The sequence below is a fragment of the Myxococcus stipitatus DSM 14675 genome (assembly GCF_000331735.1).
Lineage (GTDB): Bacteria > Myxococcota > Myxococcia > Myxococcales > Myxococcaceae > Myxococcus > Myxococcus stipitatus.
The window spans coordinates 3680472-3707407 of the sequence record NC_020126.1 but is presented as its reverse complement, the minus strand read 5'-3'; the positions used below and the strand labels follow the sequence as shown (position 1 = coordinate 3707407).

Annotated in this window: 21 protein-coding genes; 12 read left to right on the top strand and 9 right to left on the bottom strand. The window is 70.4% G+C overall.

Going from position 1 to position 26936, the window contains the following annotated elements:
- The first annotated feature begins 41 nt into the window (after positions 1–41).
- The 4 genes from MYSTI_RS14425 to ybaK all read left to right on the top strand — a co-directional run bounded on the left by MYSTI_RS14425 (position 42) and on the right by ybaK (position 4525).
- On the top strand, positions 42–1460 hold the full coding sequence (locus MYSTI_RS14425; protein ID WP_015348499.1) for a vWA domain-containing protein: 1419 nt from the start codon (positions 42–44) through the stop codon (positions 1458–1460).
- 944 nt (positions 1461–2404) lie between these two features.
- Positions 2405–2902, top strand: a complete 498-nt coding sequence (gene purE, locus MYSTI_RS14420) for a 5-(carboxyamino)imidazole ribonucleotide mutase (RefSeq protein WP_015348498.1) — start codon at positions 2405–2407, stop codon at positions 2900–2902.
- Positions 2899–4041, top strand: coding sequence for a 5-(carboxyamino)imidazole ribonucleotide synthase (gene purK, locus MYSTI_RS14415; RefSeq protein WP_015348497.1), 1143 nt, complete (start codon positions 2899–2901; stop codon positions 4039–4041). Before purE ends, purK begins: the two co-directional genes overlap by 4 nt.
- A 7-nt stretch (positions 4042–4048) precedes the next feature.
- Positions 4049–4525, top strand: coding sequence for a Cys-tRNA(Pro) deacylase (gene ybaK / locus MYSTI_RS14410; RefSeq protein WP_015348496.1), 477 nt, complete (start codon positions 4049–4051; stop codon positions 4523–4525).
- 25 nt (positions 4526–4550) lie between these two features.
- Here the strand turns inward: ybaK and MYSTI_RS14405 are convergent, their stop codons facing one another.
- Positions 4551–5579 carry a zinc-binding dehydrogenase gene (locus MYSTI_RS14405; RefSeq protein WP_015348495.1) on the bottom strand — a complete coding sequence of 343 codons (1029 nt, stop codon included), beginning with the start codon at positions 5577–5579 and terminating at the stop codon, positions 4551–4553.
- 73 nt (positions 5580–5652) lie between these two features.
- Here MYSTI_RS14405 and MYSTI_RS14400 point away from each other — a divergent pair, with 73 nt between their 5' ends.
- Both MYSTI_RS14400 and MYSTI_RS14395 read left to right on the top strand, forming a co-directional pair.
- A complete protein-coding gene (locus MYSTI_RS14400) occupies positions 5653–6852 on the top strand; it encodes a hypothetical protein (protein ID WP_015348494.1) in 1200 nt (399 codons plus the stop codon).
- A gap of 134 nt (positions 6853–6986) precedes the next feature.
- Positions 6987–8189, top strand: coding sequence for an EAL domain-containing protein (locus MYSTI_RS14395; protein ID WP_015348493.1), 1203 nt, complete (start codon positions 6987–6989; stop codon positions 8187–8189).
- A 267-nt stretch (positions 8190–8456) separates the two neighbouring features.
- On the opposite strand, the gene MYSTI_RS14390 is transcribed toward MYSTI_RS14395, so the two are convergent.
- From MYSTI_RS14390 to plpQ, 4 genes are all read right to left on the bottom strand, one after another.
- Entirely contained in the window at positions 8457–10121 is a 1665-nt protein-coding gene (locus MYSTI_RS14390) for an Aq_1262 family (lipo)protein (protein WP_015348492.1), read from the bottom strand.
- Positions 10122–10151: 30 nt separating this feature from the next.
- Complete coding sequence (locus MYSTI_RS14385) at positions 10152–12491, bottom strand: alkaline phosphatase PhoX (RefSeq protein WP_015348491.1); 2340 nt, start codon at positions 12489–12491, stop codon at positions 10152–10154.
- Between the two features lie 146 nt (positions 12492–12637).
- Complete coding sequence (locus MYSTI_RS14380) at positions 12638–13189, bottom strand: DUF192 domain-containing protein (RefSeq protein WP_015348490.1); 552 nt, start codon at positions 13187–13189, stop codon at positions 12638–12640.
- The gene (gene plpQ / locus MYSTI_RS14375; RefSeq protein WP_015348489.1) at positions 13186–13587 is read right to left on the bottom strand and encodes a motility regulator PlpA; all 402 of its coding nucleotides are present in this window, start codon (positions 13585–13587) and stop codon (positions 13186–13188) included. The genes MYSTI_RS14380 and plpQ overlap by 4 nt, the downstream gene beginning before the upstream one ends.
- 25 nt (positions 13588–13612) lie before the next feature.
- Here plpQ and MYSTI_RS14370 point away from each other — a divergent pair, with 25 nt between their 5' ends.
- The 3 genes from MYSTI_RS14370 to MYSTI_RS14360 all read left to right on the top strand — a co-directional run bounded on the left by MYSTI_RS14370 (position 13613) and on the right by MYSTI_RS14360 (position 17106).
- Entirely contained in the window at positions 13613–15973 is a 2361-nt protein-coding gene (locus MYSTI_RS14370) for a gluzincin family metallopeptidase (RefSeq protein ID WP_015348488.1), read from the top strand.
- A 65-nt stretch (positions 15974–16038) separates the two neighbouring features.
- Positions 16039–16566: a hypothetical protein gene (locus MYSTI_RS14365; RefSeq protein ID WP_015348487.1), complete on the top strand. Its 528-nt coding sequence runs from the start codon at positions 16039–16041 to the stop codon at positions 16564–16566.
- Positions 16567–16638: 72 nt separating this feature from the next.
- The gene (locus MYSTI_RS14360; protein ID WP_015348486.1) at positions 16639–17106 is read left to right on the top strand and encodes a YybH family protein; all 468 of its coding nucleotides are present in this window, start codon (positions 16639–16641) and stop codon (positions 17104–17106) included.
- Between the two features lie 51 nt (positions 17107–17157).
- Here MYSTI_RS14360 and MYSTI_RS14355 read toward each other — a convergent pair whose 3' ends face one another.
- Positions 17158–18129, bottom strand: a complete 972-nt coding sequence (locus tag MYSTI_RS14355; protein ID WP_015348485.1) for a homoserine kinase — start codon at positions 18127–18129, stop codon at positions 17158–17160.
- 91 nt (positions 18130–18220) lie between these two features.
- On the opposite strand from MYSTI_RS14355, the gene MYSTI_RS14350 reads away from it, so the two are divergent.
- Entirely contained in the window at positions 18221–19801 is a 1581-nt protein-coding gene (locus MYSTI_RS14350; RefSeq protein ID WP_015348484.1) for a tetratricopeptide repeat protein, read from the top strand.
- A gap of 5 nt (positions 19802–19806) precedes the next feature.
- On the opposite strand, the gene MYSTI_RS14345 is transcribed toward MYSTI_RS14350, so the two are convergent.
- From MYSTI_RS14345 to MYSTI_RS14335, 3 genes are read right to left on the bottom strand one after another with little or no spacing between them, the layout of a single operon-like run.
- Positions 19807–20301, bottom strand: coding sequence for a hypothetical protein (locus MYSTI_RS14345; RefSeq protein ID WP_015348483.1), 495 nt, complete (start codon positions 20299–20301; stop codon positions 19807–19809).
- A gap of 7 nt (positions 20302–20308) precedes the next feature.
- Positions 20309–21640, bottom strand: a complete 1332-nt coding sequence (locus MYSTI_RS14340) for a cyclic nucleotide-binding domain-containing protein (RefSeq protein ID WP_015348482.1) — start codon at positions 21638–21640, stop codon at positions 20309–20311.
- Between the two features lie 40 nt (positions 21641–21680).
- Positions 21681–23798: an FHA domain-containing protein gene (locus MYSTI_RS14335; RefSeq protein ID WP_015348481.1), complete on the bottom strand. Its 2118-nt coding sequence runs from the start codon at positions 23796–23798 to the stop codon at positions 21681–21683.
- A 174-nt stretch (positions 23799–23972) separates the two neighbouring features.
- On the opposite strand from MYSTI_RS14335, the gene MYSTI_RS14330 reads away from it, so the two are divergent.
- Together MYSTI_RS14330 and MYSTI_RS14325 are read left to right on the top strand one after the other, a co-directional pair.
- On the top strand, positions 23973–25454 hold the full coding sequence (locus MYSTI_RS14330) for a TldD/PmbA family protein (protein WP_015348480.1): 1482 nt from the start codon (positions 23973–23975) through the stop codon (positions 25452–25454).
- A 20-nt stretch (positions 25455–25474) separates the two neighbouring features.
- Positions 25475–26821: a TldD/PmbA family protein gene (locus MYSTI_RS14325; protein ID WP_015348479.1), complete on the top strand. Its 1347-nt coding sequence runs from the start codon at positions 25475–25477 to the stop codon at positions 26819–26821.
- Positions 26822–26936 lie beyond the last annotated feature (115 nt).

Below are 26936 nucleotides of genomic sequence, written 5' to 3'. Positions count from 1 at the left end.
AAAGGCAGGGCCCGCGTCGCAAGCGCAAGGAGCCCTGCCTCATGAACCGAACGGTCCTCTTCCTTTCCCTGGCGGGAAGTCTCGCTCTCGCCGCCCTGGTGTTGGGGCTTCCCCAGGTGACCCAGCCGAGGAAGGAGCCGCCCCCCGAGGTCGCGGTTCCGACTCCCCCGCCACCTCCCCTCCAGAACACGCCGGGCTCGCTGACGATGACGAGCCGGCTGTCCCATCCGTATGTGCCCTCCGGCAGCTCGGAGGTGTTCGCGACGGTGGACCTGACGGGCGCGGAGGTCCCCGGGGCCAAGCGCAGCCCCGTGAACCTGGCGCTGGTCATCGACCGCTCCGGCTCCATGTCCGGCTACAAGCTGGCGCAGGCGAAGCAGGCCGCGCGGCACCTCGTGGGATTGCTGCGCGAGGAGGACCGGCTGGCCATCGTCCACTACGGCTCGGACGTGAAGAGCCTGCCCGCCGCGAGCGTCACGCCCGCGCAGCGTGAGCGGATGCTCCAGTACGTGGATGGCATCTGGGATGACGGCGGCACCAACATCGGCGCGGGGCTGTCCGCGGGCCGCTTCCAGCTCTCCACCGCGCAGAGCGAGTTCAAGGTCAACCGCCTCATCCTCATGAGCGACGGCCAGCCCACCGAGGGAATCACCGACAACGACGGCCTCTCCCGGCTGGTGCAGGAGCTGCGGGCCTCGGGCGTGACGGTGAGCTCCATTGGCGTGGGCACCGACTTCAACGAGGACCTGATGCAGGGCTTCGCCGAGTACGGCGGCGGCGCGTACGGCTTCCTCGAGGACGCGGGGCAGCTCGCCGCCCTCTTCCAGAAGGACCTGCAGCAGGCCTCCACCAGCGTGGCGCGCGGCGTGTCGCTCACCTTCACGCTGCCCCCGGGCACGTCGCTGGGCGAGGTGCTGGGCTACAACGCACGCCAGTCCGGCAATCAAGTCACGGTGGCGCTGCCGGACTTCTCCGCGGGACAGCTCGAGCGCGTCGTGGTGCGGCTGGTGACGACGGGCGAGCGCGTGGGCCAGACGGTGCGGGTGCTGGACCTGAAGCTCGCGTACACCGACCTCATCCGCAACGTGGGAACGGAGAACACCGCCGCGCTGTCCGCCGTGGTGACGGACCGCGCCGAGGAGGTGCTCGCGCGGCAGGACAAGGACGCGACGCTGTACTCGGTGCGGGCTCGCAGCGCGGCCAACCTCAAGAAGGCCGCCGAGGCCCTGAGCGAGGGACGCCGTGAGGAGGCCGCGCTCTACATCCGCCAGAACCAGGACATGTTCGACCAGGCGAGCGCTGTGGCGGGGCCCGCGGCCGTGGCTCCGGAGAAGGCCGCGCAGCAGGCCACGCTGGATGAGTACGAGAGCGCCACCAGCGACGAGCAGATGCGCTCGGCGGTGAAGCGCTCCAAGGCGAAGGCGCTGCGCGACTTCGGGCGCGTGGGCTCCACGTACTGAAGCGCCACCGCGCCGCTGTGAACTCGCGCCTCCGCGCGTCCCTCATCGGACGTCCGGAGGCGCGTGTGCATGGTGCGACGAAGGGCCTGGCTGCGCCCTCCTGTTCATCGGCGCGATGGTGCGAGCGCAAAGTCCTGGCGGCGTGACGCCCGATGATCGCTGGCACATCGTCCTGAGAGCGCGCCACCGCGACTGAGGAAGCGTCATCCCACGGATGCCTGACGCACGCTGACAGAGGCCACCGCGTCGCCTCCATCGGCTGCGGAAGCGCCATGTCACGGATGCCTGATGCACGCTGACGGAGGCCACCACGTCGCCCCATCGGCTGCGGAAGCGCCATGTCACGGATGCCTGATGCACGCTGACGGAGGCCACCGCGTCGCCTCCATCGGCTGCGAAGCACCATGTCGCGGATGCCTGATGCACGCTGACAGGGGCCACCGCGTCGCCTCCATCGGCTGCGGAAGCGCCATGTCACGGCTTCGTGACGCCCGCTGACCACAGGCACCGCGTCCTGCGAGCCCCCACCATGACCTCACGCACCTGACCAGCGCGGAGCCTTCGGGGCCGCATCTCCCGACGTGTCGCACGCGCCCTGCACGAACGCGCCGGGGACACTCACCGAAGCCCCTCTGACGACAACGTGGTGCACTTCCCGGCAGGTCGGAGCGGAGCACTGGGCGTCATGAGGAGAACAGTCGAGGTGTGCCGGTGCACCCCATGACGGGGGGCCTCGGAATAGTCTGGCCTGCCTGGATTCACGGCAGGCGGACGGTCAGCCGCACGACGCAGTCCGCCAGGATTGGCTGGAGTCGGAGCGAGCATTAGCCGGGTGTGTGTGCTCACGAGCGGCAGGCGACTTCCAGGTTGACCGTCGGAATCGCCCGGCCCTATCTCCGCGTTCCTCCTGGCTTCGGCTGGAGAACGCACGGAGGCTGGACCGAATGGCGAGCGGCAATACCCCTTGGGTCGGGGTCATCATGGGTGGCAAGAGCGACCTGGAGTACCTGCAGCCTGGCATCGACGTGCTGAAGGAGCTGGGCATCCCTCACGAGGTGCGCGTGGTGTCCGCGCACCGCACGCCGGACTGGATGATGGAGTACGCGTCCACCGCCGAGTCTCGCGGCCTGTCGCTCATCATCGCGGCGGCGGGAGGCGCGGCCCACCTGCCGGGCATGGTGTCCAGCAAGACGCTGCTGCCCGTCATCGGTGTGCCCATGCCCACCACGCTGCTCAACGGCATCGACGCACTGCTGTCCATCGTGCAGATGCCCAAGGGCGTGCCCGTGGGGACGCAGGCCATCGGCAAGCCGGGCGCGGCCAATGCCGCCCTTCATGCCGCGTCCATCCTCGCGCTCAAGTATCCGGAGCTGCGCGAGCGACTGGCCGCCTGGCGCAAGGCGCGCACCGACGAGGTGCTCGCGCATCGGGAGCTGTCATGAGTCCTCGCGTGGTGTTGCCGGGTGGAACCATTGGCATCCTGGGCGGCGGACAGCTGGGGCGCATGATGGCCCTCTCCGCGCGCACCCTCGGCTTCCAGGTGCAGACGTTGGACCCGGATGCCTCGTGCCCCTCGCGCTCCGTGGTGGACCGCTGCATCACCGCGTCGTTCGCGGACATCGCCGCCGCCGAGGAGCTGGCGAAGGGCTGCGACACGGTGACGCTCGAAATCGAGAAGGTGCCCCTGCCCACGCTCGAGGCCGTGGCGCGTCACACGCCCATGCGGCCGGGCGCCTCCGTGCTGCACGTCATCCAGCACCGGGGCCGACAGAAGGGCTGGCTCGCACGGAACCACTTCCCCGTGGGCCCATGGCGAGAGGCACACTCCGCCGATGAGCTGGCCCAGGCCATCGGCGCACTCGGAGGCCGCTGCTTCGTGAAGTCCAGCGAGGGCGGCTACGACGGACGCGGCCAGGTGGAGGTGAAGTCCGCCGCCGAGGCCCCCGCCGCCTGGCGCGAGCTGGGTGAGCGCTCCGTCGTGGTGGAGGCCGCGCTGGACCTCCAGTCGGAGCTGTCCGTGCTCGTGGCGCGCAGCCCCAAGGGCGAGATGGCGGTGTATCCGCCCGCCTTCAACCACCACGAGGAGCGCATCCTCGCGTGGTCGCTGCTTCCAGGTCCCCTGCCCACACAGGTGGCCGAGCGCGCGACGGAGCTGGCGCGCGGCATCACCGAGGCACTCCAGGTCGAGGGCCTCCTCGTGCTCGAGTTGTTCCTGCTGCGCGATGGCACCGTGCTGGTCAACGAGCTGGCGCCCCGTCCGCACAACAGCTTCCACTCGACGGAGGTCGCCTGCCTCACGTCCCAGTTCGAGCAGGCCGTGCGCGCCGCGTGCAACCTTCCGCTGGGCTCGGTGGAGGTGGTGCGTCCCGCGGCCATCGTCAACCTGCTGGGCGACTTGTGGCTGCGCGAGGGAGGCCCTCGCTTCGAGGACGCCCTGGCGCTCCCCGGCGTGCGGCTGCACCTGTATGGCAAGCGCGACGCACGCAAGGGCCGGAAGATGGGCCACTTGTCCGCCGTCGGCACCACGCCGGAAGATGCCCTCGCGCGAGTGAAGGCCGCGGCCGCCGTGCTGGGAGTCTGACGACATCATGAAGACCAACGCCGCGCGGCTGCTCGACTCCTTGGGCGTGAAGTACTCGCTGCGCGACTACGAGGTCGACCTCGAGGACCAGTCCGCGGAGTCCGTCGCCGCCAAGGTCGGCATGCCGGCCGAGCAGGTGTTCAAGACGCTGGTCGCCCGGGGAGACCGCACGGGCGTGCTCATGGCGGTGGTGCCCGGCAACGCGGAGCTGGACCTCAAGGCGCTCGCGCGGCTCAGCGGAGACCGCAAGGTGGACACCGTGCCACTGAAGGAGCTCCAGCCCCTCACCGGCTACGTGCGCGGGGGCTGCACGGCCATCGGCGGCAAGAAGGACTATCCCGTCTACGTCGACGAGACGCTGGAGCTGTTCGACGAGGTGGCCGTCTCCGCGGGCATCCGAGGCACCCAGCTGGTGCTCGCCCCCGCCGACTACCTGCGGGTGACGAAGGCCAAGGTGGGCCCCATCTCCCGCGACAAGACCTGAGCGGCCTCGGCTCGCTCGGCGGGACTCAGGTCGACGCGCCCTGCTCCGGCACGAAGAGCACCTTGCCGGACGTCATGTCCGCGGAGGCGATTCGCACCGCTTCGCCCGCGGACTCCAGCGGGAGCCTCGCGCGCACGGGGGTCTCCAGCTCACGCCCCACGAGTGACGGCACGCCCATCAGCGCCTTGAGCTGCTCGCGGCCGAAGCCCCTCCGAGCCCACTCCGACAGCGCGAACCCGTCCACCGTCTTGCGCCCGAAGATGACGTCACCCGGGTCGATGCGGCACTCCTGCTCCGACAGCGCGCCGTACACCGTCACCCGCCCGCCCTCCGGCAACGCGCTGAGCAACTGCCCCGTCAGCCGGCCCGCCACCGCGTCGAAGGCCAGCGTCACCTTGAGCTGGTGACACATCAGCCGCAGCCGCTCCTGGAACTCAGGCTCGTCGCTGCTGAGCACGTGCTCCGCGCCCAGCCCACGCAGCAACTCCACCTGCTCGGCGCGCCGCACCACGTGCACCATGGGGAGGCCTCGGCGCCGGGCCAGCGCGCCCAGCATGCGCCCCACGCTGCTCGCCGCCGCCGTCTGCGCGAGCGCGACGTGCTCTCCCGCGCGGGCACGCTCCATCAGCACCCACGCGGTGAAGGGATTGACGAAGAGGCTGGCGCCCTGCTCGTTGGTGATGTGCGAGCGCAGCGGGATGCACTGCTGCAGCGGCACCACCGCGTACTCCGCCCACAGCCCATCCCCGCCCACCGGCGCGACACAGGCCACCCGGCGGCCCACGAGCAACTGCCCCGCGAGCCCACCGGAGGCCACCACCGTGCCGCTGCCCTCGAAGCCCGGCACGGCGGGCAGCGAGTTGCGGATGCCGTACTGCCCCCTCACGAACTGGAGATCCGCCGGGTTGATGGGAGACGCGGCCATGCGCACCAGCACCTGTCCGGCCGTGGGACGCGGCACCGCGCGGCGCTGCACCTGGAGCGATTCGGGACGCCCGTCATAGGCATTGAGGACCAGCGCGCGCATCGCAAGGGGGACAGGGGGGGCTTTCATCCGACAGACCTTTTAATTCGCTCAGACGTGAAAGGGGGAGCCCCCTCGCCTACCTCCCGGTGCTGGAGTGTCGATGAACGCCACCATTTTGCAGTTGCACCACCGAGAAGCCTTCGAGCGGACCGTGACACGCGCCCTCGCCGCGGGGGCCGGCGCGGGATTGCTGCAGCTCGTCACGGCGAGGATCGGCCTGCCGCTGCCCCTGGCGTGGCTGGTGCCCGCGGCGGTGGTGCTGGCCTGCGCCCAGGGCGACAAGTGGGACCGCGTCCTGCTCGGGGGTCTGGGGCTGGCGCTCACGGCGGTGCCCTATTTCATGGGCATGGCCCCGGCCTGGACGGTGGCGTGCAGCGCGGCGGCGGCGGGCTCGCTGCTGGTGCGCGCGCGGCTGAACGAGAAGGGCGTGGAGGGACAAGTGGCGGAGGCGCGCCCCACCCTCGTGCACCTGGGCCTGGGGGCGCTGCTGGGCGCGGGGCTCACGCTGGCCGGGGTGGAGATTGCGCGCGTGTTCTCCGCGCGGCTGGTGGACCTGGCCACGCCCGCGCTGCTCGCGGCGGGAGCGACGGGCGCCATCCTGGGGCTCTTCGTGGGGCTCAGCTCCGTGGCCGCGCACCTGGCCCTCACCGCGGATCCGGTAGAGGCCCGCGCGGAGGAACTGATTCCCCGACTCGAGGGGGACTTCCGGACCCAGTGCGAGCGGGCCCTCGCGTTGTATCGCCAGTGTGGCCAGTCGCTCGCGCTGCTGCCTCGCGAGCCCGCGCGTGAGGAACTGGCGCGCACGCTGGCGCGCATCACTCGCGACGCGGTGGAGCTGGCCTCCGAGTGGGCTGGAGTGGAAGCGCAGCTGGAGGAGCGCGCGCAGGCGGAGCTCCTGGCCGAGCGGGATGAGCTGGAGCGCAGCGCGAAGGCCAGCACCGACGTGGTGGCGCGGCGACAACTGGAAGCGGCGGCGGCCTCGCTCGCGGAGGAGGTGGAGCGGTTGGGGGAGTTGAAGGTGCGGCGCGAGCGCATCCTCGCGAGGCTCCGCGCGGAAGTGGCGCTGCTGGAGCGTGCTCGCGTGGCGCTCTTGTCGCTGCGCAGCGGACAGGCGCAGCTCAAGGCCGCGGAGTTGTCCGCGCTGGCTCGGCGCTTCCGCGCGTTGTCCTCCGTTCAGTGGGAAGAAGGACAGAGTCTGGACGCCGTCGCCACGCAGGCCACCCTCGCCTCCTCCCCCATCCAACCCGTGGAGGAGGGGCCCGCGGAACCCGTCGACCCTTCTCGAATTCGCCTCTCTTGAGCCGGATTCCCAGGATGTCGAGTGCGGGCAGACGGCCAAAAAGGCGTCCGCCCGCACGCTGAGTCACAGTTGTTACGGTGGTGTCTGGGCATGAACTGTAGACGTGGGTACCGTCAGGTAACATCTGCCCCGTCATGACCCACCCCCTCGTCCGACAGCCCGGTGTGATTCCCCTCTGGTTGTGGAACGGCACTGAGCCCGGGGTGACGTCGTGGTTCCAGCCCATCGTCGATCTGCGCGACGGCGAAATCATCGGCTACGAGGTGTTGTCGCGCGGGCAAGGCTCACTCGAGTCACCGCATGAGCTGTTCACGCATGCGAGGACCTCCGGCTACACGTGGGAGCTGGAGCGCGCGTGCTGGACCTCCGCGCTGCGCAGCATCTCGCGGTTTCCGGAAGAGCTGAGACATGCGCCGTTCTTCTTCAACGTGAGTCCGGATGTCTTGAGCGACCCGCGATTTGGAGATGGATCGACGCTGGAGCTGCTGGAGCTGCACGGCTTGGGGCCGCGGCACCTGGTGCTCGAGATCACGGAGAAGGCGGTCATCGAGGATGGCGCCCTGCTCCAGCGGTTGACGCGCGAGTGCTCGGCGCAGGGCTTCGGGCTGGCGCTGGATGACTTCGGCGCGGGGCACTCCGGGTTGGTGACGCTGGTGCATTGCCTGCCGCGCTTCATCAAGTTGGACCAGGCGCTGGTCCGCGACATCCACCTGCACGACTACCGGCAGCACCTGGTGAAGTCGCTGGTCGCGTTCGCATCCAGTGTCGACGCCATCCTCATCGCCGAGGGCGTGGAGACGTGGGAGGAGATGACGGTGCTGCTGCGGCTGGGCATCCGTCACGCGCAGGGCTACCTGCTGGCGCGGCCGAGCCCCCTGCCCAAGCGGCCCTCCGAATCATTCGAGGCCCGTCGTCGCGAGGCCATGCGGGCCCTGCTCCTGCGCGAGCACGCGGACGACACCACCGTGGGTGGGCTCGTCATCCGGCGGACCACCGTGGAGGCGTCTACCTCGCTCGACGAGGTGAAGAAGCACTTCCACGACGCGCCCCAGGTGGACCATGTGGTGATGATGGATGGAGCGCGCCCGAAGTCGCTGGTGACGCGCCGGGGTCTCGCCGCGTGGGCACAAGGCAGTGCGCCTCTGGAGTTGCCGCTCATCGTCGAGGACCAGATGGCCGTCACGGCGCTCGTGGAGCTGGCCATGTCGCGCGCCACCGAGGCCGTCTATGACCCGGTGGTCGTCACCGACGCGCAAGGCGTGTTCCTGGGCACGGTGACGATGAAGCAGGTGCTGCTGCGCGCGAGCGAGCTCGCGGTGCGCCACGGGTCGAAGTAGCCCGCTTCCAACGAAGCGCGCGGGCCGCTCCGCCCTGTTGCCACGCTCAAGTGCAGGCGGCCGCTGTCGAAGTTGAGGCCCGCGTCCGATGAAGCACGCGGGGCGCTCCACCCTATTGCCACGCTCAAGTGCAGGCGGCCGCTGTCGAAGATGAGGCCCGTGTCCGACGAAGCGCGCAGGCCACTCCGCCTCATTGCCACGTCCGGTGCAGGCAGCCGTCCTCGAAGATGAGGCCCGCGTCCGACGAAGCACGCGGGCCGCTCCACCCTATTGCCACGTCAGATGCAGGCGTCCGTCCTCGAAGATGAGGCCCGCGTCCTCCAGCCCGGTGGAGCCGTTCTCCACGTGCGGCAGCACGTTCTTCGGTGGCGCCAGCAGCGTGTCCCGCCCCTTCGCGAAGCCCTGCTCCCGCACCAACACCATGTATGCACGACCCAGCGCGAGCGCCCGCTCACGCGACGGCGTCAGCAGCCACGCGAGGTCCTTGTCTCCTCCCAGCGCGGCCCGTCGCACGGAGGCTTCATCCAACTTCCCATTCGGGAAGAAGCGCGCGAGCAGCTCGTCATTCGCTCGGAACTCGTCGCCCCCCTTCACTCGCTCGAAATACGTCAACGCCTCGGGCTTCGCATGGCCGGCCTGCGGCACATCAGGCAGTCCTCGCAGGTCCTGATGCCGCCACCCTTCCCTTCCCGGCACCTTGCGCGGAAAACCGAAGGTCTGGTCCACCGTCACACCGAGGTTCGTGTGACAGCCCATACAGAACGCGTGCTCCTCCATCGTCTGCACACGCAAGCGCCCCTTCGAGTCCTCGATGAAGCCTTGCAGGCGCCAGCCGAACTCGTTGATGAGGCCCAACTCCGGCGTGCCCGGGAACGCAGGCAACCGGTTGCGCATCTTCTTCTCCTGCTCCTCCGCGTAGAAGGCCATCACCTGGTCCCCCGCGTACTCCTCATCCTTGCGCGAGTAGCGAACCTCCTTCATGCGCGCCGACAACAACGTCGGCACATCCGGGTCCACGTAGCGCACGGTGTGGAGGAACTCGACGCCGCGCGGATAGAAGTCGCGCCGCACGGCCACCTTCGCGGCACCTCCCGCGTAGTACACCGGCAAGCCCCGGACCTCGTCGACGACCTTGGACAACACACCGTCGCCGTCCACATCCATGCCGCCCGCGCGCTCGCTCACCGGCTCCACCCTGCGCCGCGCCGCGCGCACATCCAACACCTTCGGGTCCATCGTCATCGCGGCTTCGAGGATGGCCAGGTTGAGCCGATACACCTCGCGCGAGGGCTTGCCGTCCTTGTCCTGACGAAACACCGCAGGGAGCCGGATGAAGACATCATCCGTGCTGCCATTCGTCGGCCAGAACGTTCCGAGGAAGGGCTTGTAGCGCACGGCCCTCCAGCCGCTGCCGTCCCTCGCGAAGCCCTCTTCGTCGAATCCACGGGAGAGGTCCAGGTCCGGCACCCAACCCTTGAAGCCCCCCGGACGCCGCAGCAACGACTCGCGCAGCGGCGCGTAGTTGTCCTCGCGGATGTACTTCAACACCTCCGCGTCGGAGATGTCCGCCATCGCGGCGGAGCGGTCCACGAAGAGGTTGCTCCACTGGTTCAACAGGCCCACGTCGCTGAAGGCGTACTCCGCCTGGAGCGACTCGTCGTCCATCACGTTGAAGCCGACGCCGCCCGTGTGACACGTCCAACACGGGTTCGAGACACCCTCCGTCTTCGTGTAACACATGGACGGAATGGGGGCCTCGCGGTTGGCCACCACACTTCCGCTCGCCAAGGCCTGCGCGAGCGGGTCGAACAGCGGCTCCACCGCGGGCGGAGACTCACTTCGTCGCCAGACCGCCGCGGAGGCAAACAGACTTCCCAAGGCCAGACACAGCAGGAGGGCGCCTCGCGCGACTCCCTTCGAGATGAATGACATGCGGGGCGCCCTCCCAAGCTTCGCGCGTGGCTACGGCCAGACGCTGAACTGGTCCTCGCCGGGGTGCTGGACGCTGACGAAGAGCGTCTTCATGTCCGCGCTGAACGCCGGGCCCGTGGCCTCCGCGTCGCTCGGCATGGACAGCACTCGGAAGGCTCGGCGGAAGTGCGCGTTGCCTCGGTGCGCCGGGTTCTGGTTCAGGTAGTAGACGCCGTCCGCCACCTTGTTGACGCCGAAGTTTCCGTCCGTCCCGAACCACACACCCCCATCGCGGTCGATGAGGAGGTTGTCCGGCTTGGCGGCGGAGTACTCGGGCGCCGCGCTGGTCGCCGCGGACTCGCCCTTCCACACGCGGAAGAAGGAGAACGTGCGCGAGCTCGCCGGCGCCGCGGCGTTGGCCTCCCGGAGGGCGAAGATGGAGCCCACGCGGTCCGTCGAGCGGTTCTCCGTGGCGGCGCGCGTCTTCACCGCCCACGTCCCATCCTGCCCTCGCGAGGCCGTGGCGACGCGCCCCTGCTGGTCCAGCGCCGTCGGGTCACCGTGCTCGGTGAAGGCCACGTACAAGAGCGGCGAGCCGCTCGGGTCCTTCGGGTTCCACTCGAGGTCCTCGGGGCGGTTGAGCTCCATCACGCCCACCTTGTTCGCCGCCGTCCACAGCAGCTTGCGGACCTGGTCATCGTCCGTGAAACCACCGATCGCGTTGTAGCTGACGTCGCGCAGCGCGGTGCCCACCGTCATCGTCGGCTGGCCCCACGCCTCGCCATTGGGCGCCAGGTCCGTGCTGCCCAGGCTCAGCTCCACCCAGCGGCCCTGCCCCGGCTTCTCGTCGGTGGGGACGACACCGCCCACCAGCGAGTCCCCCGTGTTGTTGTCCAGGCCCGCGAGGTGCGCGGCGTAGAGCTTGCCCTCGTCGAGCAGCGCGCGGATGTCCGCCTTCGCCATGCCCGCCTTGTAGGGACGGCTGGAGACGAACTTGAAGATGCGGCCCCCTCGGCGGTCATCCCCGCCGTAGACGACGATGGGCTGGTCGGCGAGCAGCTTCCAGTTCGCGTCCACGACAATGGCCGCGTTCTCCCACCGCGCGCGGCCCATGACGCCCAGCTTGCGATGACCCACGCCCGGCTTCGACGCGTCCTTGCCGTACCAGAGGTCCGCGGGCTGGCCCGGGTCCACCTCCGTGAGGAAGCCATAGCCGTCCTTCAGGTGCGAGGAGCTCGCGTCCTTGCTGACCATGTCGCCCGACACCGGCGGCGAGAAGTCCGGCGCGAGCGGAGCCCCGGGCATCATCCCGGGCGCGTTGGCCACCCAGTCATTCTTCCCCGTCCACAGGCCGCCTTCCGGGTCGCCGTAGACGCCCTGCGCGTTCTCCTCCCCCGTGAAGATGGTGCCCCACGGCGTCTGCCCGCCCGAGCAGTTGTTGTGCGTTCCGGCCACCACCCCCGGAGGCAGCGCCGCCCCCGAGTCATCGTGGTCCACCCCCGACAGCGTCATGCCCACGACCTTCGCCTGCGTGGCGCTGGTCGCGTCGTAGCGCACGTTGCCCGCGTTGCGGTCCACGGCCCACTCGCCCGTGGCCGGGTCCTGCACCACGCGAATCCAGCTCCCTCCGACCTGCTTCTTCCATTCCTTGTTGTAGGTGGCGACAGCGTCATCCTGCCACGTCGTTCCATCTGTCACCGCGTTGGACAACGTGCCGCTGTTGCGCAGGAAGCGGGCGAAGTCCAGGTGCTGGCCCGTGGGCGCGGTGCCGACGCGCGGCTTCGAGCCGGAGATGTACTCGTGGTTGATCCACATCCACCCGGCCGCCCCGCTGCCCTGGTACTGCGGCGCGTTGCCCTGGGCGCTCCAGCCGTCGCCGAAGAACGCGATGTAGTCCACGTTCGCGCCGAAGCGAGCACCCGACTTGTTGAAGGTGATGGGGTCCATCCACTTGATGACGGTGGTGGAGTACAGGCCCGGCACGGTGCGCACCGAGTCCGTCGACGCGGGCGACAGCGGGAAGACGAAGGGCGTGGGCAGCGTGCCGGCCACGACCTGATTCACGCGCGCCTTCACGTACTCGGCCAGGTTCGTCGCGCCCGTGCCCAGGTCCCCCCGGAACGTCAGCGCGATGACAGCCGGAAGGGGCGTGCTCGCCTCCACGCCCGGAGCACGCGCCACGGCGCCAGGCCCCGGCTGGCCCTGCGAGCCCGGCCCCGTGGGCCCCGGCTCTCCGTCCCGGCCCGGCGTTCCCGGCTGGCCTGGCGCGCCGTCGTCACCGTCGGCTCCTCGAGGGCCGGAGGGGCCCGCGTCACCGTCGCACGCGGTGAGGGACAGGGAGCTACCCAGAAGCATCGCGCCGGTCGCGAGCCGCAGCAGTCGAGAAGACATGAAGCACTTCCTCCAGGGGTCAAGGGCCCCCGCCACAGCGGGGTAGGGACCCGGACACATCCTGAGGAGGCCGTGTGGCGACGACTTGTTCAGTGCGTCACTTCTTCATCACGGCACGCTTCACCGCGTCACAGGCGGGCAACACGTCAGGGAACGATTTCGATTCCCGCCACGCCCTCGAACTCCACGGGGCTGCCCTTGCGCACGCTCACCTTCTCCGCCCAGCCCCCCGGCACCTCGAGCACGTACTGGCTGGGCGCCCCCACCGAGCGGGACTCGAGCGTCTTCGGCACCGCGCGCGACACGATGCCGGCGACATGCAGGTCCGAGGTGATGAAGAACATGTCCAGCGGGATGAGCGTGTTGCGCATCCAGAAGCCCTGCATCTCCTGCGACGGGAAGAGGAACAACATGCCCTTGCCGTCCGCCAGCTCCGTGCGCCACATCAGGCCCCGGGTGCGGGCATCGGGCGTGGCCGCCACCTCCACCTCCACGCGATGCACCCCGCCGAACGCGTCCTTGAGCCGCACGTGGGCCCGAGGCAGCGGCGGGCTCACGTAGTCCTTCGCGGTGACGTCGGTGACGGGAGGCTTCACGGGGGCCGGGGGCGGAGTGGGTTGTCGGCCCTCCGCGTCCTGCTGGCAGGCGCTCAGGAGCAGCGGAAGCACCACGAGCGCGAGCCGACGCGGAGTCATCATGGATGCTGGGGGTGCAGCGGCTTGTTGAGCAGCTTCTCGGTGAGCTCGGGCCCCAGGCTGTCGGACATCAGCCGCTCCACCACCGTCTCGAACTCCACCCGCTGCGCATCGCTGCTGTAGATGAAGCGGATGCCCATGCCGGGCTCGTCGCCGTCCGCCTTGGACCAGACCACCTCGCCCAACAGCTCGAAGGGCGCCTCCCGGTGCGGCACGGTCAGCTTGAAGAGGAAGCGCGTGCCGATGGGCAGCGGCTTCTTCGTCTTGATGAAGGTGCCCCCCTTGCTGATGTTCTTCGTGTAGTCGGCGAAGAACGAGTTGAGCTTCTTGTAGTCGACCTTCAGCTCGATGGGCGCGCGCCCGTGCTGGCGGTGCTCGGGACCTGGCTTCTGTTCGGACATGCTGGCCGGGAGTATAGGGGAGGCCATGGAGCAAGTCCTCACCCGTGCCCGCGCTCTCTTGCGCCGCCCGGCCGTTCTGGCCCTCCTGCTCCTGCTGGCGGGCGGGGGCTCGGCGCTCATCTTCCTACCTCTCTTCGGAATCCCGGGCTTCGAGCTGGGCCTGGCCCTGGCCATCGCCGTGGGGCTGCTCGGGGGGGGCACGGGCGTCGCCTCGGCCCTCCAGGAGCGCCGCATCCTGCGCTCCCAGGAGCCTCGGCCCGCCCAGGCCACCCGCCCGGAGCGCCCCGGCACCGCCGTGGGGCGCTCCCTGGGCACCGCCCTGCTCCTCAACGGGGCCGCGCTCGTCCCTCCCCTCCTCGCCTCCACCGTCTTCGCGTGGCTGCGCACCGAGTGCAATCCGTTCGAGCTGGTCGGTTTCTACCCCATGCTCACCCTCCCCTCCGCCGCCCTGGCATCGGCGGCGGGAGTCTTCTGCGGCTTCCGCGCCCGGAGCCCCCTGCGGGGCGTGGGCCTGTACGCCCTGCTCGTCCTGCTGTCGCTCATCCCCACCGTGTGGCCCATCGTCGCGGGCCCGCAGGTCTACGCCTTCAACCACTTCCTGGGGCACCTGCCCGGCCCGCTCTACGACGAGGCCCTGGTCCTGACGCCCGCCCTGGCCTGGTTCCGGCTGGAGACGCTGCTGTGGGTGTGGCTGTTCGCCGCGGCCACCACCGCGACGCTGAGCGTCACCTCCGGCACCCTGGGCCGCGAGGGCCTGCGCCCCTGGGCCCTCCCGTGGCTCCTCCTTCCGCTGGGGGGCATCGTCGTGCTGGAGGCCAAGGGCCCTCAGCTGCGCACCCGGATGACGGACGCGTACCTGGCCGAGACGCTGGGCGGAGTGCGCGACACGGAGCACTTCCGGCTGCACTACCCTCGGGGCAAGTCGAGCGAGGACGTGGACCGGTTCGCCCGGGACCTGGAGTTCCGCTGGATTCAGGTCCACCACTTCCTGGGGGTCGCCCCCACCGAGCGCATCCGGGTGTGGCTCTATCGCAACGAGGAAGAGAAGCAGCGCCTCGTCGGCGCGGGCCGCACGCAGTACGCCAAGCCCTGGCGTTACGAGCTGCACATCCAGGACAAGCCCTTCCCCCACTCCACGCTGCACCATGAGCTGGCGCACGTCATGGCCGCCCCCGCGGGCAGCGGTCCCTTCCGCGTCACCACCCGGCTGGGCGTGTGGCCGCTCATGGGCGTCATCGAAGGGTTCGCCGTCGCGGCGGACGGCCCCGCCCAGGGCGACCTCACGCTGCACCAGTGGGCCGCGGGCATGCGCCGTCAGAAGCTGGCGCCCGACATGCGCAAGCTGATGGGTCCGGAGGGCTTCTACCAATCCGCGCCCGCGCGCGCGTACACCGTGGCGGGCTCCTTCCTGCTGTACCTGGCGGACACCTACGGCGCCGACCGGCTCCGAGCGCTCTACGCCCACGCGGACTTCCAGGAGGCCTATGGGCGCCCGCTGGGGGAGCTGGTCTCCGAGTGGGAAGGCCACGTCGACTCCCTCCCGCTGGACGAGGCCGCCGTCGCCCGCGCCTTCGCGCGCTTCCGCGCCGGCAGCCTCTTCAGCCGCGCCTGCGCCCGCGAGGTGGCCCGGCTCACCGAGTCCGCCCGCTCCACCCTGGCGACGGCCCCCGCGGAGGCGCTGGAGAGCTACACCCGCGCCGCGGCGCTCCAGCCCGAGGAGCCCTCGTTCCGGCTGGGGGAGGCCGCCGCGCTGTCCTCGCTGGAGCGCTACGACGAGGCCACCACCGTGCTCTCCACCCTCGCCCAGCAGGTGAAGGGACAAAAAGTCACGGAGGCGGAGGTGGCCATGGCCCGCGCGGACGTCGAGTCCCGCCGCGAGCAGCCCGCCCAGGCCCGCGTGTACCTGGACACCGTGCTGTCCCTGGACGCCACACCGGAGCTCACGCGCACCGCCCAGGTGAAGCTCGCCGCTCTGGAGTCCACCGCGCGGCGCGAGGCCATCGACGCGTACTTCCTCGCGCCCCGCGAGGAGCTGCGCCTGCTGATGCTCTCTCGCGCGCTCCAGGCCGTTCCCGCGGATCCCTACCTGAACTACCTGCTGGGCCGCCGGCTCCAACAGGTGGGCTCGCCCTTCCTCGCGGGGGAGTACCTCCAGAGCGCCCTGGCGGATGAGACACTCCCCCTCCCCCTGCGCCGCGAGGCCCTGCGCGTGAAGGTGGAGGCGGCCTATCTCTCCGGCGACTGCGGCGCGGTGCGCCACGAAGTCGGTGTCCTTCCGGACTTCGGAACCGCCTTCAAGGCCACGGCCCTGGAGTGGATGGAGCGGTGTGATTTCGAGGAGAAGACCTTCCGGGGGCCTCTCGTGCCACGACAGGCTTTCCGCTAGCCCCGCTTTCCGCTAGGCAGGCAGCCCACACAGCGGCGACGGGCCAGCTCATCCGGAGGGTAACGATGCGGTTCGAGGCGAAGCAGCGAATCCAGGGGACGGTGGATGAGGTCGAGCGAGCACTCCTCGACGAGCGGTATTTCGCCTTCCTGCTTCAACATCACGGCGTCCTGCTGGAGCTCCAGCCGCTGGAGATCAAGACGGAGGGGGACCTGGTCCGCCGCCGCGTGCGCTACCGCCCCCGGCCCGTCATCGAGTCCATTGGCCCCAAGCGCGTGCCCCCGGAGTGGTTCGCCTTCATCGAGTCGTCCACCTACGACAAGCGCCGCAAGGAGCTCACCTTCACCAACGTGCCCACGTCCGGCACCATCTCCAAGATGCTGGTGAACACCGGCAAGATGCGCTTCCGGGACCTGGGCGCGGGCCAGACGGAGCGCACCATGGACGGGGAGATCACCCTCAAGCTCCCCCTGCTCATGAAGCCCCTGGCACTCATCGGCGAGAAGATCATCCAGGGCGAGGGCTTGAAGATTCTCGACAACGAGATTCCCGTCCTCAACCGGTTCATCTCCGAGGTCATCCGCAAGGGCTGAGGCACGCGGAGTGCAAGGTGGGGCCTGGGGAATGGGTTGACTTCCCCGCCCTTGTCTACGTAAGGCCCCGCCATGCTCATCCGCTTCCTCGCTGTTTGCGCCCTGTCCCTGTTGGCCGCCTGCGCTTCGAAGCGCATCCCCGGTACCGACATCGACGACAACTCCGACACGCGCGCCATTTTGGCAGTGATGGAGAAGTATCGGTCTGCCGTTGAGGCACGCGACGCGCAGGCCATCCAGTCCCTGGTGTCCAACGACTTCCACGAGGACGCGGGCACGCCCAACGAGCCCGAGGACGACCTCACGGCGGCGAACCTGGCCCCGTACCTGGCCACGCTCTTCCAGCAGCTCCAGTCGCCCAAGGTGGAGCTGGACGTGCGCCGCATCCAGGTCGGCAAGGAGGTGGCCACGGCCGTCTACTACTGGAAGGTGAACTGGCGCATGCCCAGCCTCACCCCCCGCCCCCAGCGCGAGGCGGAGCTGGAGCAGATGGTGTTCCGCCGCGAAGGCGACACCTGGAAGATCCTCACCGGAATCTAGCCGGGCCGGCGGCCCCGGGGCGTTGGACCCGCCCCGGGCGCCTCACCCGACTCACAGCCCGAGCAGCGCCGCGTAGCCCTCCGGCCCCATCGCCGTCAGCGCGCGCGTCCGGGCCAGGTACGTGCGGTAGTCCTTGCGCACCAGCTTGTCGGCCGGCAGCGGCGACAGGTGGTAGTCGCGAATGCGGCTGGACGTGAAGCGCACGGCGCCGAAGAGCGCGTGGCCGAAGAGGTTGGCCCGCTCCACCGGGGCCAGGGGCCGGATGTCCTGATAGCCGCGCACCAGCGCCCGGCACAGCTCCGGCAGGTACTGCCCCTGGTCGAAGCACCACGCGTTCAAGGTGATGACCAGGTCCAGGCCATAGGCCTCGCGGCAGGCCATCTCGAAGTCGAAGAACGCGCCCACGCTGTCGCCCAGCCACTTCACGTTGTCGGTGAAGAGGTCCGCGTGGATGACGCCCAGTGGCTCCAGCCCCTGGCGCCGGGACTCCGCCGTGGCGAGCGCGTGCTCCAGCTCTCCGGCGAGCCCGGACAGCGTCGCGTCGGGGTGACGCGCGAGCTCCACCAGCCAGCCGCGCACGACGTCCGGTGAGTAGGGGTTGCCGCGCGAGCCCGTGAAGGACTGCGTGTCGCGATGCAGCTTGCCCAGCTCCGTGCCCAGTCGCTCCAAGTGCTCCGCGGTGAGGCCCGGGTGGCGCTTCTCCTCGCCCGCCAGCCAGCGGAAGACGCTGACGCGGCCCCCCTCCATCTCCACGAAGGTCGCCCCATCGCGCGTGGTCAGCAACACCGGCGAGGGGAAGTGGTGCGCGGCCAGGTGGTGGAGCAGCGCGGACTCGAAGCGCAGGTCGTCCGAGGAGCGCACCGTCGTGTGGCGAACGAAGTAGCGGCCGCTGTCCGTCTCCACCCGGTGGTTGGTGTTGATGGAGCCCTGGGGGATGGGCGTCACCCCGCGCACACTCCCCAACCCGAAGGTGTCGGCGATGCGGGTGAAGACCTCGGGGGACAGCGCCGTGTGAACTGCCATTGCTCACTCCTCCATGCTCCCGGCCGCATGGATTGACACCCGGGAGGGGCGTACCTAATAGCATCCAACGCCAGCGCGGGGAGACAGGTCCATGAACACGGAAGGTCAAACCGACTGGAAGCGCCGCGAGGGTTGGAAGAGCGCGCTCGCACAGGTGCTGGCGGTGGCCGTGCTGCTCGCCGGAGCCGTCACCTGGTTCGTCCACCGCGGCACGGTGCGAAAGCAGACAGAAGAGCACCTGCGCGCCGCCCGCGCCGCGGCCTCTCGGGGCAATCCCGCGGACCTGGCCCGTGCCCTGGCGGAGCTGGACACCTTGTTCCAGGTGGATGACGGGGCCCGCGACGCCCAGGCCCTGGCCGCGGACCTCCAGACGGTGCTGTGGCTGGACCACCACCAGCCCGGCGCGGACGCCAAGGCCCGCGAGCACCTGTCTCGCGCCGAACAGCTCGACTCCCGCTCCGGCGAGCGCTTCGCCACGCGCGCGCTCCACCTGCTCGCGCAAGGACAGACGGCCGAGGCGGAGAAGTTCCTCGGGGAGCTCCAGGCCCAGGGCGCCAGCAGCCCCCGGCTCACCCTGGCCATGGCCCTGACGCTCCAGGCGAAGGGGGACCTCCCCGCCGCGCGCCAGGCCTTCGCCCGCGCCGCGGAGAACGCCTACCGGGACCCTCGCTTCTCCAGCGCGTACGGCCTGGCCCTCCTCGACGAGGGACAGCCTGGCCAGGCGGTGGAGGCCTTCGAGAAGGCCCTCCAGGCCAACCCGGACCACCTGCTCGCGAAGCTCAGCATGGGGCTTGCCCAGGTGTACCAGGGCAAGAAGCTGGAGGAGGCCCAGCGCGCCCTCGACGCCGCGAGCCAGAAGCAGGCGGAGCTGACGCCCGTGCTGCGCTCGCGCATGGGCACGCTGAAGGCGGAGCTGGCCCTGACACGAGGCGCCGCGGACCAGGCGCTCCAGGACGCGGACTCCGCGCTGAAGGCCGTGCCGGATGACGTCTACGCGCTCTTCACCCGGGCGCGTGCCCTGGCCCTCCGGAAGGACACCCAGGCCCGTGCCGCGTTCGAGGCCGCGCTGGCCCGGCGACGCACCGCGCCCCTTCTCTACCTGGACGGCGCGCGCAGCCTCCAGGCGTCGGGCGACAACGCGAGCGCGCTGGCGCTGCTGGATGCCTACGAAGGGACCTTCGGCAACATCCAGGTGGCGACCACGGACGGGAAGAAGGTCCGCCTCCTGGAGCAGGACGGGCGCTACTGGCTGGCGCGGGGCGGGCTGCTCGAGGCCGCGGGGCGACAGGACGACGCGCTGGGCGCCTACGACAAGGCCATCGCCGCCAAGGGCGTGGGGCTTGCGCGGGCGCAGTACGCCAAGGGCGCGCTGCTGGTGATGCGCAAGGACTACGAGAACGCGAAGGTGCTGCTGGCCACGGTGGCCCCGGACACCGGCGCGGGGACGCTGCCAGAGGCCTACTCGGCCATGGGCGACCTGCTCTTCGCGCAGAGCGCGTACGCGGCCGGCTGCCAGCACTACTACTTCGGGCTGGTGCGCGCCCGGGCCCAGGGCACGCCGCGCGAGGAGCTGGCGGCGCGCATCGACACCGTGAAGAAGGGCCTGGAGTCCGCGGGCCAGGGCGCGATGGCCAAGGCCTGGGTCACCGAGACGAACACGCTGCTGCAGTGAAGGGACTACAGCAGCTCGGCGGGACTCAGCGAGCGGTGCCTCGCGCGGACCACGCGCCAGACGCCGTCGTCCTCCTTCTCGAAGGTTCCCTCGATGAGGTAGGCGTTCAGCACGCTCTCCGCCGCCAGGTCCTTCACGCTCTCCGCCTGTGAGCGGCCGAAGATGAAGCGCGCCTGGAAGTCGCCCTGCGTGGGGGAGACCTCATGCACCTCCAGGTTCGTCACGAAGACGCGGACCCACTGGCCGCGCAGCACCTGGCCCGTCAGCACGCCGCGCACCTGCCGCTGGTCCCAGTTGCTGTCGGTGCGGAAGCGCTCGGACACGCCCTCCATCACCCCGGAGACGTCCTTCGTCTCCGCGGCGCGGGCCATCGAGATGACCTGACGGGTGATGGCCTCGGAGACACCCGGCTCCTGGCGAGGCCAGAAGTAGAGCACCGCCCCCGCCGCCGCCAACGCCAACCCGAGCCCCACCACCCGCGAACGCGACAACATCACCATGCACGCCTCACGCCGCCTCGGGCTCGAGCACCAGCTCGTCCGCGTCGATGATTTCGGCGGGCCGGAGGGCCTCGCCAATCTGCTTCAGCCGCCGGTCCGACAGCTGCTCCAGGTACGTGCGGATGTGCGGGAAGGAGCGGACCAGCTCGTGGAACGCGTTGCGCTCCAGGAAGGCCGCCGCCGTCTTGCGCGTGACGACGACGGTGGCCGTGGCGCGCAGGCCCGTCAGCAGGGAGATTTCGCCAGCGACCTCGCCCTCGCGCAGCACGCCCAGCGTCACGGTGCCGCCCGCCGGGTCCTCCTTCTGCACCACCAGCTCTCCGGCCAGCACGATGAACAGGCCCGGCGAGTGCTCGCCCTCCACCAGCACCTTCTCGTGGCCCTGCAGCGCGCGGAAGGTGAAGCGCTGGAGCAGCGCGCCCCGCTCCGACTCCGGCAGCGCCTGGAACATGGGCGAGGTGGCCATCAGGTTGCGCGCCATGCGCTGCTGCGCGAAGTCCGCCAGCACCTGCGGCACCGCGGGGTAGAGCTTCGCCATCGCGTTGAGGTGCTCGCGGCGGATCTCGAAGACCTCCGTGTCGGACACCGCGGCCACCGTGGCCGTCGGCGGCGCGCCCGTCAGCAGGGCAATCTCACCGAAGATGGAGCCGCCGCCCAGGAAGCCCAGCGTCTTGGCCTCGCCGTCCATCTGCCGCGTCACCTCCGCCTTGCCCGCGACGAGCACGCAGAGGTGGTCGGCGGGCTCGCCCTCGCGGCTCACCACCTCCTCGGGCCGCACCCGGCGCCAGTTCATCCGGCCCACCAGGTCGATGAACGCGTCGCGGTCCAGGTCCGCGAACAGCGGCAGCGGAGGCCGGCTGTTGGGGTCCGCGGAGCCGCCCGGGTCCGGCGCGGCCAGCACCTCGATGGCGCGGTTGGACAGCTCCTCGCCGACGAGCCCCATCAAGTCCGTGTCCACCTTGCCGTCGTAGAGCGTCTCCGGCGGCAGCGGCGGGGGCACGACGGCGCGGCCCGGAGCGCTGCGCACCGCGCGCGAGTGCACGCGGATGAGCGTGTCGCGCAGGCGCCGCTCGTTGGGCGACAGGTCCAGGGCCAGCTTGCACGCGGCCATGGCGGACAGGAGGTAGTCGCGGCGCAGGAGCCCCTCGGCGCACGCGTGGTACGACGTGACGGCGCGCTCGCGCTCGCCCAGCTCCGCCAGACACCGGGCGGCCAGCATCCGCGAGCGGTGGTCCGCCGGGACCCGGCGCACCGCCTCCGCGAACACGGCAAGGGCCCGCTCGAACTGACGCTCCTCGAGGAGGTCCATCCCGAGTTCACGCAGCGACGACTCGCTCATCCCAGATCTCCACGCGCCTTCGTTGTTGGCGAGCGCCCGCTCATGGCTGCAGCTCGCTCAGGAACATCTCCGCCTTGCGCTTCGTATCCGAGCCCTCGGGCGCTGTCTCGATGACAATCTTGAACTTCATCGCGGCGGCCGACGGGTCCCTGTCGCGCTCGATATAGGCGCGCATGTAGAGCTCCTCCACCTTCTTCTGCAGCTCATCCAGGCCGTCGCGCGCGCGGCGGTCTCCGGGGTTGAGGCGCAGGGCCTCGCGGAAGTTGGAGCCCGCGACGACCAGGTCGCCCTTCTTCAAGGCCCCCTGCCCCGCCGCCAGCGCCGCCGACGCGAGCTGCTCGTCGATGGTGCGCCCCAGCGAGCCCTGGAAGCCAATCTGCCGGTACAGCTCCGCGGCGCGGCGCAGGGGCTTCGACGCGGACTCCAGCGCGTTGGACGCGAGCTTCTTCTGCGCGTCATCCAGCGTGCGCTGGAACTGGGGGATGAGCGTCTTGAGCTGACGCGAGCGGTCCTTCACGTCCTTGTCCGCCTTGTACTTCTCCACCACGCGGTCGCACTCCAGCACCGCGCGCTGGTAGTCCCCGCCGTTGAATCGCCGCTCCACGTCCGTGAAGGCCTCCTCGATGAAGCGCTTGCGCTCCTCCTTGGCGAGCTCGTCGGCGCGCGCACGTCCCGCCCGGGCCCGGCGCGCGTCGTCCGCGGACTCCTTCGCCAGCTCGGCGATCAAGTCCTGGAGCCGCTGCGAATAGGCGGGCTTGCTGACGTCCGGCATCCGGTCCAGCAGCGCGCGCACCGCGTCCGGGTCTCTCGCGGTGAAGGCCTCCTCCATCTTCCCGACGTGGAACGCCGTGGCCTTCTCCTCCAGCTCCGCCTCGAGCTTGCGCCGCACGTCGTCCGACTTGGCCGTGCCCTGCGGCGCGGCGTCGAGAACCTTCCGGGCCTCGTCGAAGTTCTGCGCGTCCATCAGCTCGCGCGCGGCCTGGAAGACCTTGCGGACCTCCACCTCCTTCGCCACCGCCTTGCCCAGGCCCTCCTCGTCCACGCCGGGCCGGAGCTTCTCCGCCTCCTCGAGGAAGGCCAGCGCCCCCGGGTAGTCGTCCGCGCGCATCGACTCGCGCGCCTTCTGCATCAGCAGCTTCGCCCGCTCGATGCTCGGGTCCGGAGGAGGCGGCGGGGGCGGCTTCGAGGGGACGAGCAGGAGCCCCAGCATGAGCAGCACCACCACGGCGCCGCCCACGCCGATGAGCAGCTTCACCTTCGAGTTGCCCTCCGCCGCGGCGGCCCTCGGAGGCGGGCGGGTGCGGGGAATGGCGATGGCGCCCTTGCCCTTGTTGTTGCCCTCGCGGTTCTTCGCCTGGAGCTGCTCGGGGACCCGGTAGTTGGCGTTGGTGGCCTCGTTGAGGCGCGGGTCATTGGGGTCCACGTCGGTGCCCCGCGCGGAGCTCGCCGCCTTGCGGGCCTCGTCGCGCTCCTTGGAAGCCTCCTCGCGCTCGCGCTTCTCCTCGGCCTCGCGGGCCTCCGCCTGGACGCGCAGCTCCTTGATCTGCTCCGCCTCGTCCACGAAGCGCAGCCGCGTCTTGCCCATGGCGATTTCATCCCCGTGCTTCAGGATGCACTCGTCCACGCGCTGGTCATTCACCTGGGTGCCGGAGATGCTCCCCAGGTCCCGCATCGCCACGCCGTTCTGGCTGTAGACGAGCTCCAGGTGCCGGCGCGACACGGACTGGTCGTCCAGCACGAAGTCGCAGTCCTTGCCGCGCCCCACCACCATCCGCACGCCCTGGAAGCGCTTCTTGCGCCCCCGGTCCGGCCCCGCCAGCACCAGCATCTGCACCGGCGGCCCGGCCCGCGTCGCCTCGGAGTTGTCGTCGTCGTCCTCCCGGCGGGGCTCGTCCTCGCGGGATTCCGGGATGGCGCCCACGCGCGTCTCGTCCGCGCGCGAGCGGGGTGGCAGGGCGTCCCCGTAGAGCTCGGGGTTCGCGGGACCGTCGGAGGCGTCATCCCCGGAGGCAGGCGCGGCGAAGTCCTCGTCGGACGAGGAGGCCTCGCGCGGCGGGCGGCCCCGGGCCGACGGCTTCGCCGATGGAGAGTCCGCCCCCCCATTGCCGCCAGAACGGCCGGCACCAGAACGGGAGGAGGATGGAGGACGAGCAGGCATGAGGTGGGGTCCAGGTTCCGAAACGTCGCGCATCTTAAAGCGCCGCCACCACGGTGGGAATGCGACAAGCCGACCAGTGGGGAAAGAAGGGCGACCTTTGTCCGTTGCTCTGGGAGATTCCCCTTTCTATGTAGGTTTCCACACCCCCAGCGCTTCACCGAGGGAGTTATCGACATGCCCCGAGCGTCCGCGCCGCCCCGGCGCGCCCCCCCGTCCCAACTGGCCCCCCTGGCGGCCCGGCGGCCCGTGCCCGCGCCCCTCCTGCCCCAGGGGCTCCTGGAGCGGCTGCTCGCCGTGGCCATGGAGCGAGGGGGTGACTTCGCGGAGGTCTACGTGGAGCGCACCCAGAGCACCAGCGTGGTGCTCGAGGAGTCTCGCATCAAGAGCGCCCAGACGGGCCTGGTGCAGGGCGTGGGCGTGCGGGTCATCTCCGGAAGCAAGGTGGGCTACGCCTTCTCCGACGACTGGGACGAGCCCGCGCTCCTGCGGGCGGCCTCCACGGCGGCCATGATTGCCCAGTCCACGGGCGCGGAGCGGGCCTTCCCCGTCTCCCGCGTCGCGGTGCCCAGCCACTACCACGTCCCCACCCCGCTCTCGGACGTGGAGGTGGCGCTGAAGGCGTCCTTGCTGACCCGCGCGGACAAGGCCGCCCGGGCCTTCGACGCGCGGGTGACGCAGGTCAACGCCGCGTATGTCGACCAGACGCGCCGCATCGCCGTGGCCAACACGGAGGGGCGCTACACCGAGGACACCCAGGACCTGTGCCGCCTGTCGGTGCACGTGGTGGCCCAGGGCAAGAAGAACGAGCGGCGCACGGGCATGTACGGCGGCGGTGGCCGGGTGCCCTTCACCCACTGGGAGACCTTCCCGCCCGAGGAGGTGGCGAGCGAGGCGGCCCGGCAGGCGGTGGCCACGCTGGGCGCGGTGGACTGCGCGGCGGGCCCCCAGACGGTGGTGCTGGCGCCGGGCTGGAGCGGCATCCTGCTGCACGAGGCGGTGGGCCACGGGCTCGAAGCGGACTTCATCCGCAAGGGGACGTCGCTGTTCGCCGGCAAGCTGGGGGAGAAGGTCGCCTCCGAGCTCGTCACCGTCATCGACGACGGCACGGTGTCCAGCGGCCGAGGCTCCATCAACATCGACGACGAGGGCACGCCGGGCGAGCGCAAGGTGCTCATCGAGAACGGCGTGCTCAAGGGCTATCTCTACGACAGCCTCAACGCGAAGCTGATGGGCCAGCGCTCCACGGGCAGCGGCCGGCGGGAGTCCTTCCGCCACCTGCCCATTCCGCGCATGACGAACACCTTCCTCGCGCCGGGCAACCACCATCCGGAGGACATCCTCAAGGAGGTGAAGTCCGGGCTGTACTGCGCCACGTTCGGCGGCGGGCAGGTGGACATCAGCAACGGCAACTTCGTCTTCGAGGTGAGCGAGGCGTACCAGATTGAAGACGGCAAGCTGGGCCGACCGGTGAAGAACGCCACGCTCATCGGCGTGGGGCCGGAGGCCCTCAAGAACGTGTCCCGCGTGGGGTGCGACCCTCGGCCGGACCCGGGCATGGGCGTCTGTGGGAAGAGCGGGCAGTCGATGCCGGTGGGCGTGGGGCTTCCCACGGTCCGCATCGACAACGTCACCGTCGGCGGAACCCAGGTCGGCTGAAGGAAAGAGCACCCAAGACCATGGACTATCAAAAGCTCGCGAAGCGAATCGTCCAGCGCGCCACGAAGAAGGGCGCCCTCCAGGCGGAGGCCTTCCTGGAAGTGGGCCGCCAGAGCACGGTGCGCGTACGCGAAGGGCAGATTGAGGACCTCACCCAGTCCACGTCCAAGGGCGTGGGCCTGCGCGTCATCGTGAAGGGCCGACTGGGCTTCGCCTTCACGTCGGACTTCGAGCCCTCGGGCCTGGAGCGCCTCGTCGACCAGGCACTGAAGCTGGCCGAGGCCGCCGCGCCCAGCAAGCTCAACGGCCTGCCCGGCGCGAAGGAGCTGGGCCGCCTGGGCGACACCGGCGCGCTGTATGACCCGGCGGTGGCGAACCTCCCCGGCGACTGGAAGGTGAAGGTCGCGCTGGAGGTGGAGAAGGCGGCCCGCGCGGAGGACTCACGCGTGGCCACCTTCAACGCGGTGGGCGCCGGGGACTTCGTCTCCGAGGTGTACGTCGCGTCCTCCGAGGGGATGTCCGGAGGCTACTCGGGCACGTACGTGTACCTGTACGCGCTGCCGGTGGCCTCCGCGGACGGCCAGCTCCAGAAGGGCTACTGGCTGGACTACAAGCGCTTCCTCGACGACCTGGAGTCGCCGGAGTCCATCGGCCGCGAGGCCACGCGCCGCGCGGTGCGCATGTTGGGAGCCCGGCGGGTGAAGACGCAGCAGGTGCCGGTGTTGTTCGACCCGCTCGTCGCCGCGTCCTTCGTGTCGGGCGTCGCCAGGGCGGCCAACGGCAACGCCGTGCACCAGCAGGCCAGCATGTTCGCCGCGCGCCAGGGGCAGCGGCTCGCGGGAGAGCACGTCACGCTGGTGGACAACGGGCTGTTGCCCCGAGGACTCGCCACCGCGCCGTTCGATGGCGAGGGGGTGCCCACCCGACGCACGCCCATCATCGACCGGGGGGTGCTCTCCCACTTCCTCTACGACGCGTTCACCGCGCGCAAGGCGAAGGCGCGCCCCACCGGCAACGCCAAGCGGGGCTACAACGCGCTGCCCTCCATCGGCACCAGCAACCTGTACCTGGAGCCCGGCCAGAAGTCCCCCGAGGAGCTCATCCGCGAGGTGGACCGGGGCTTCTACGTCACGTCGCTGCTGGGCCACGGCGCGAACCCCGTCACGGGGGAGCTGTCCGCGGGCGCCAACGGCCTGTGGATCGAGAATGGCGAGCTGACGCACGCGGTGCAGGAAGTCACCGTGGCGGGCAACGTCCTGAAGATGCTCCAGGACCTGGACGGCGTGGGCAACGACTTGCAGTTCCGGGGAGGCGCGGCGGGGGCGCCGACTGTCCGCTTCCGAGGTCTCACGCTCTCCGGGGAGTAGCCCTACCTCCCGCGTCCCCCTAGCGTGGGCGGCGCGGGAGTGTGTCACCCCACCCTTTCAGGGCGCCGGATGTCAGGGCCTCGGGCTACACCTTTCGTCGTCCGCAGCGAAGGAG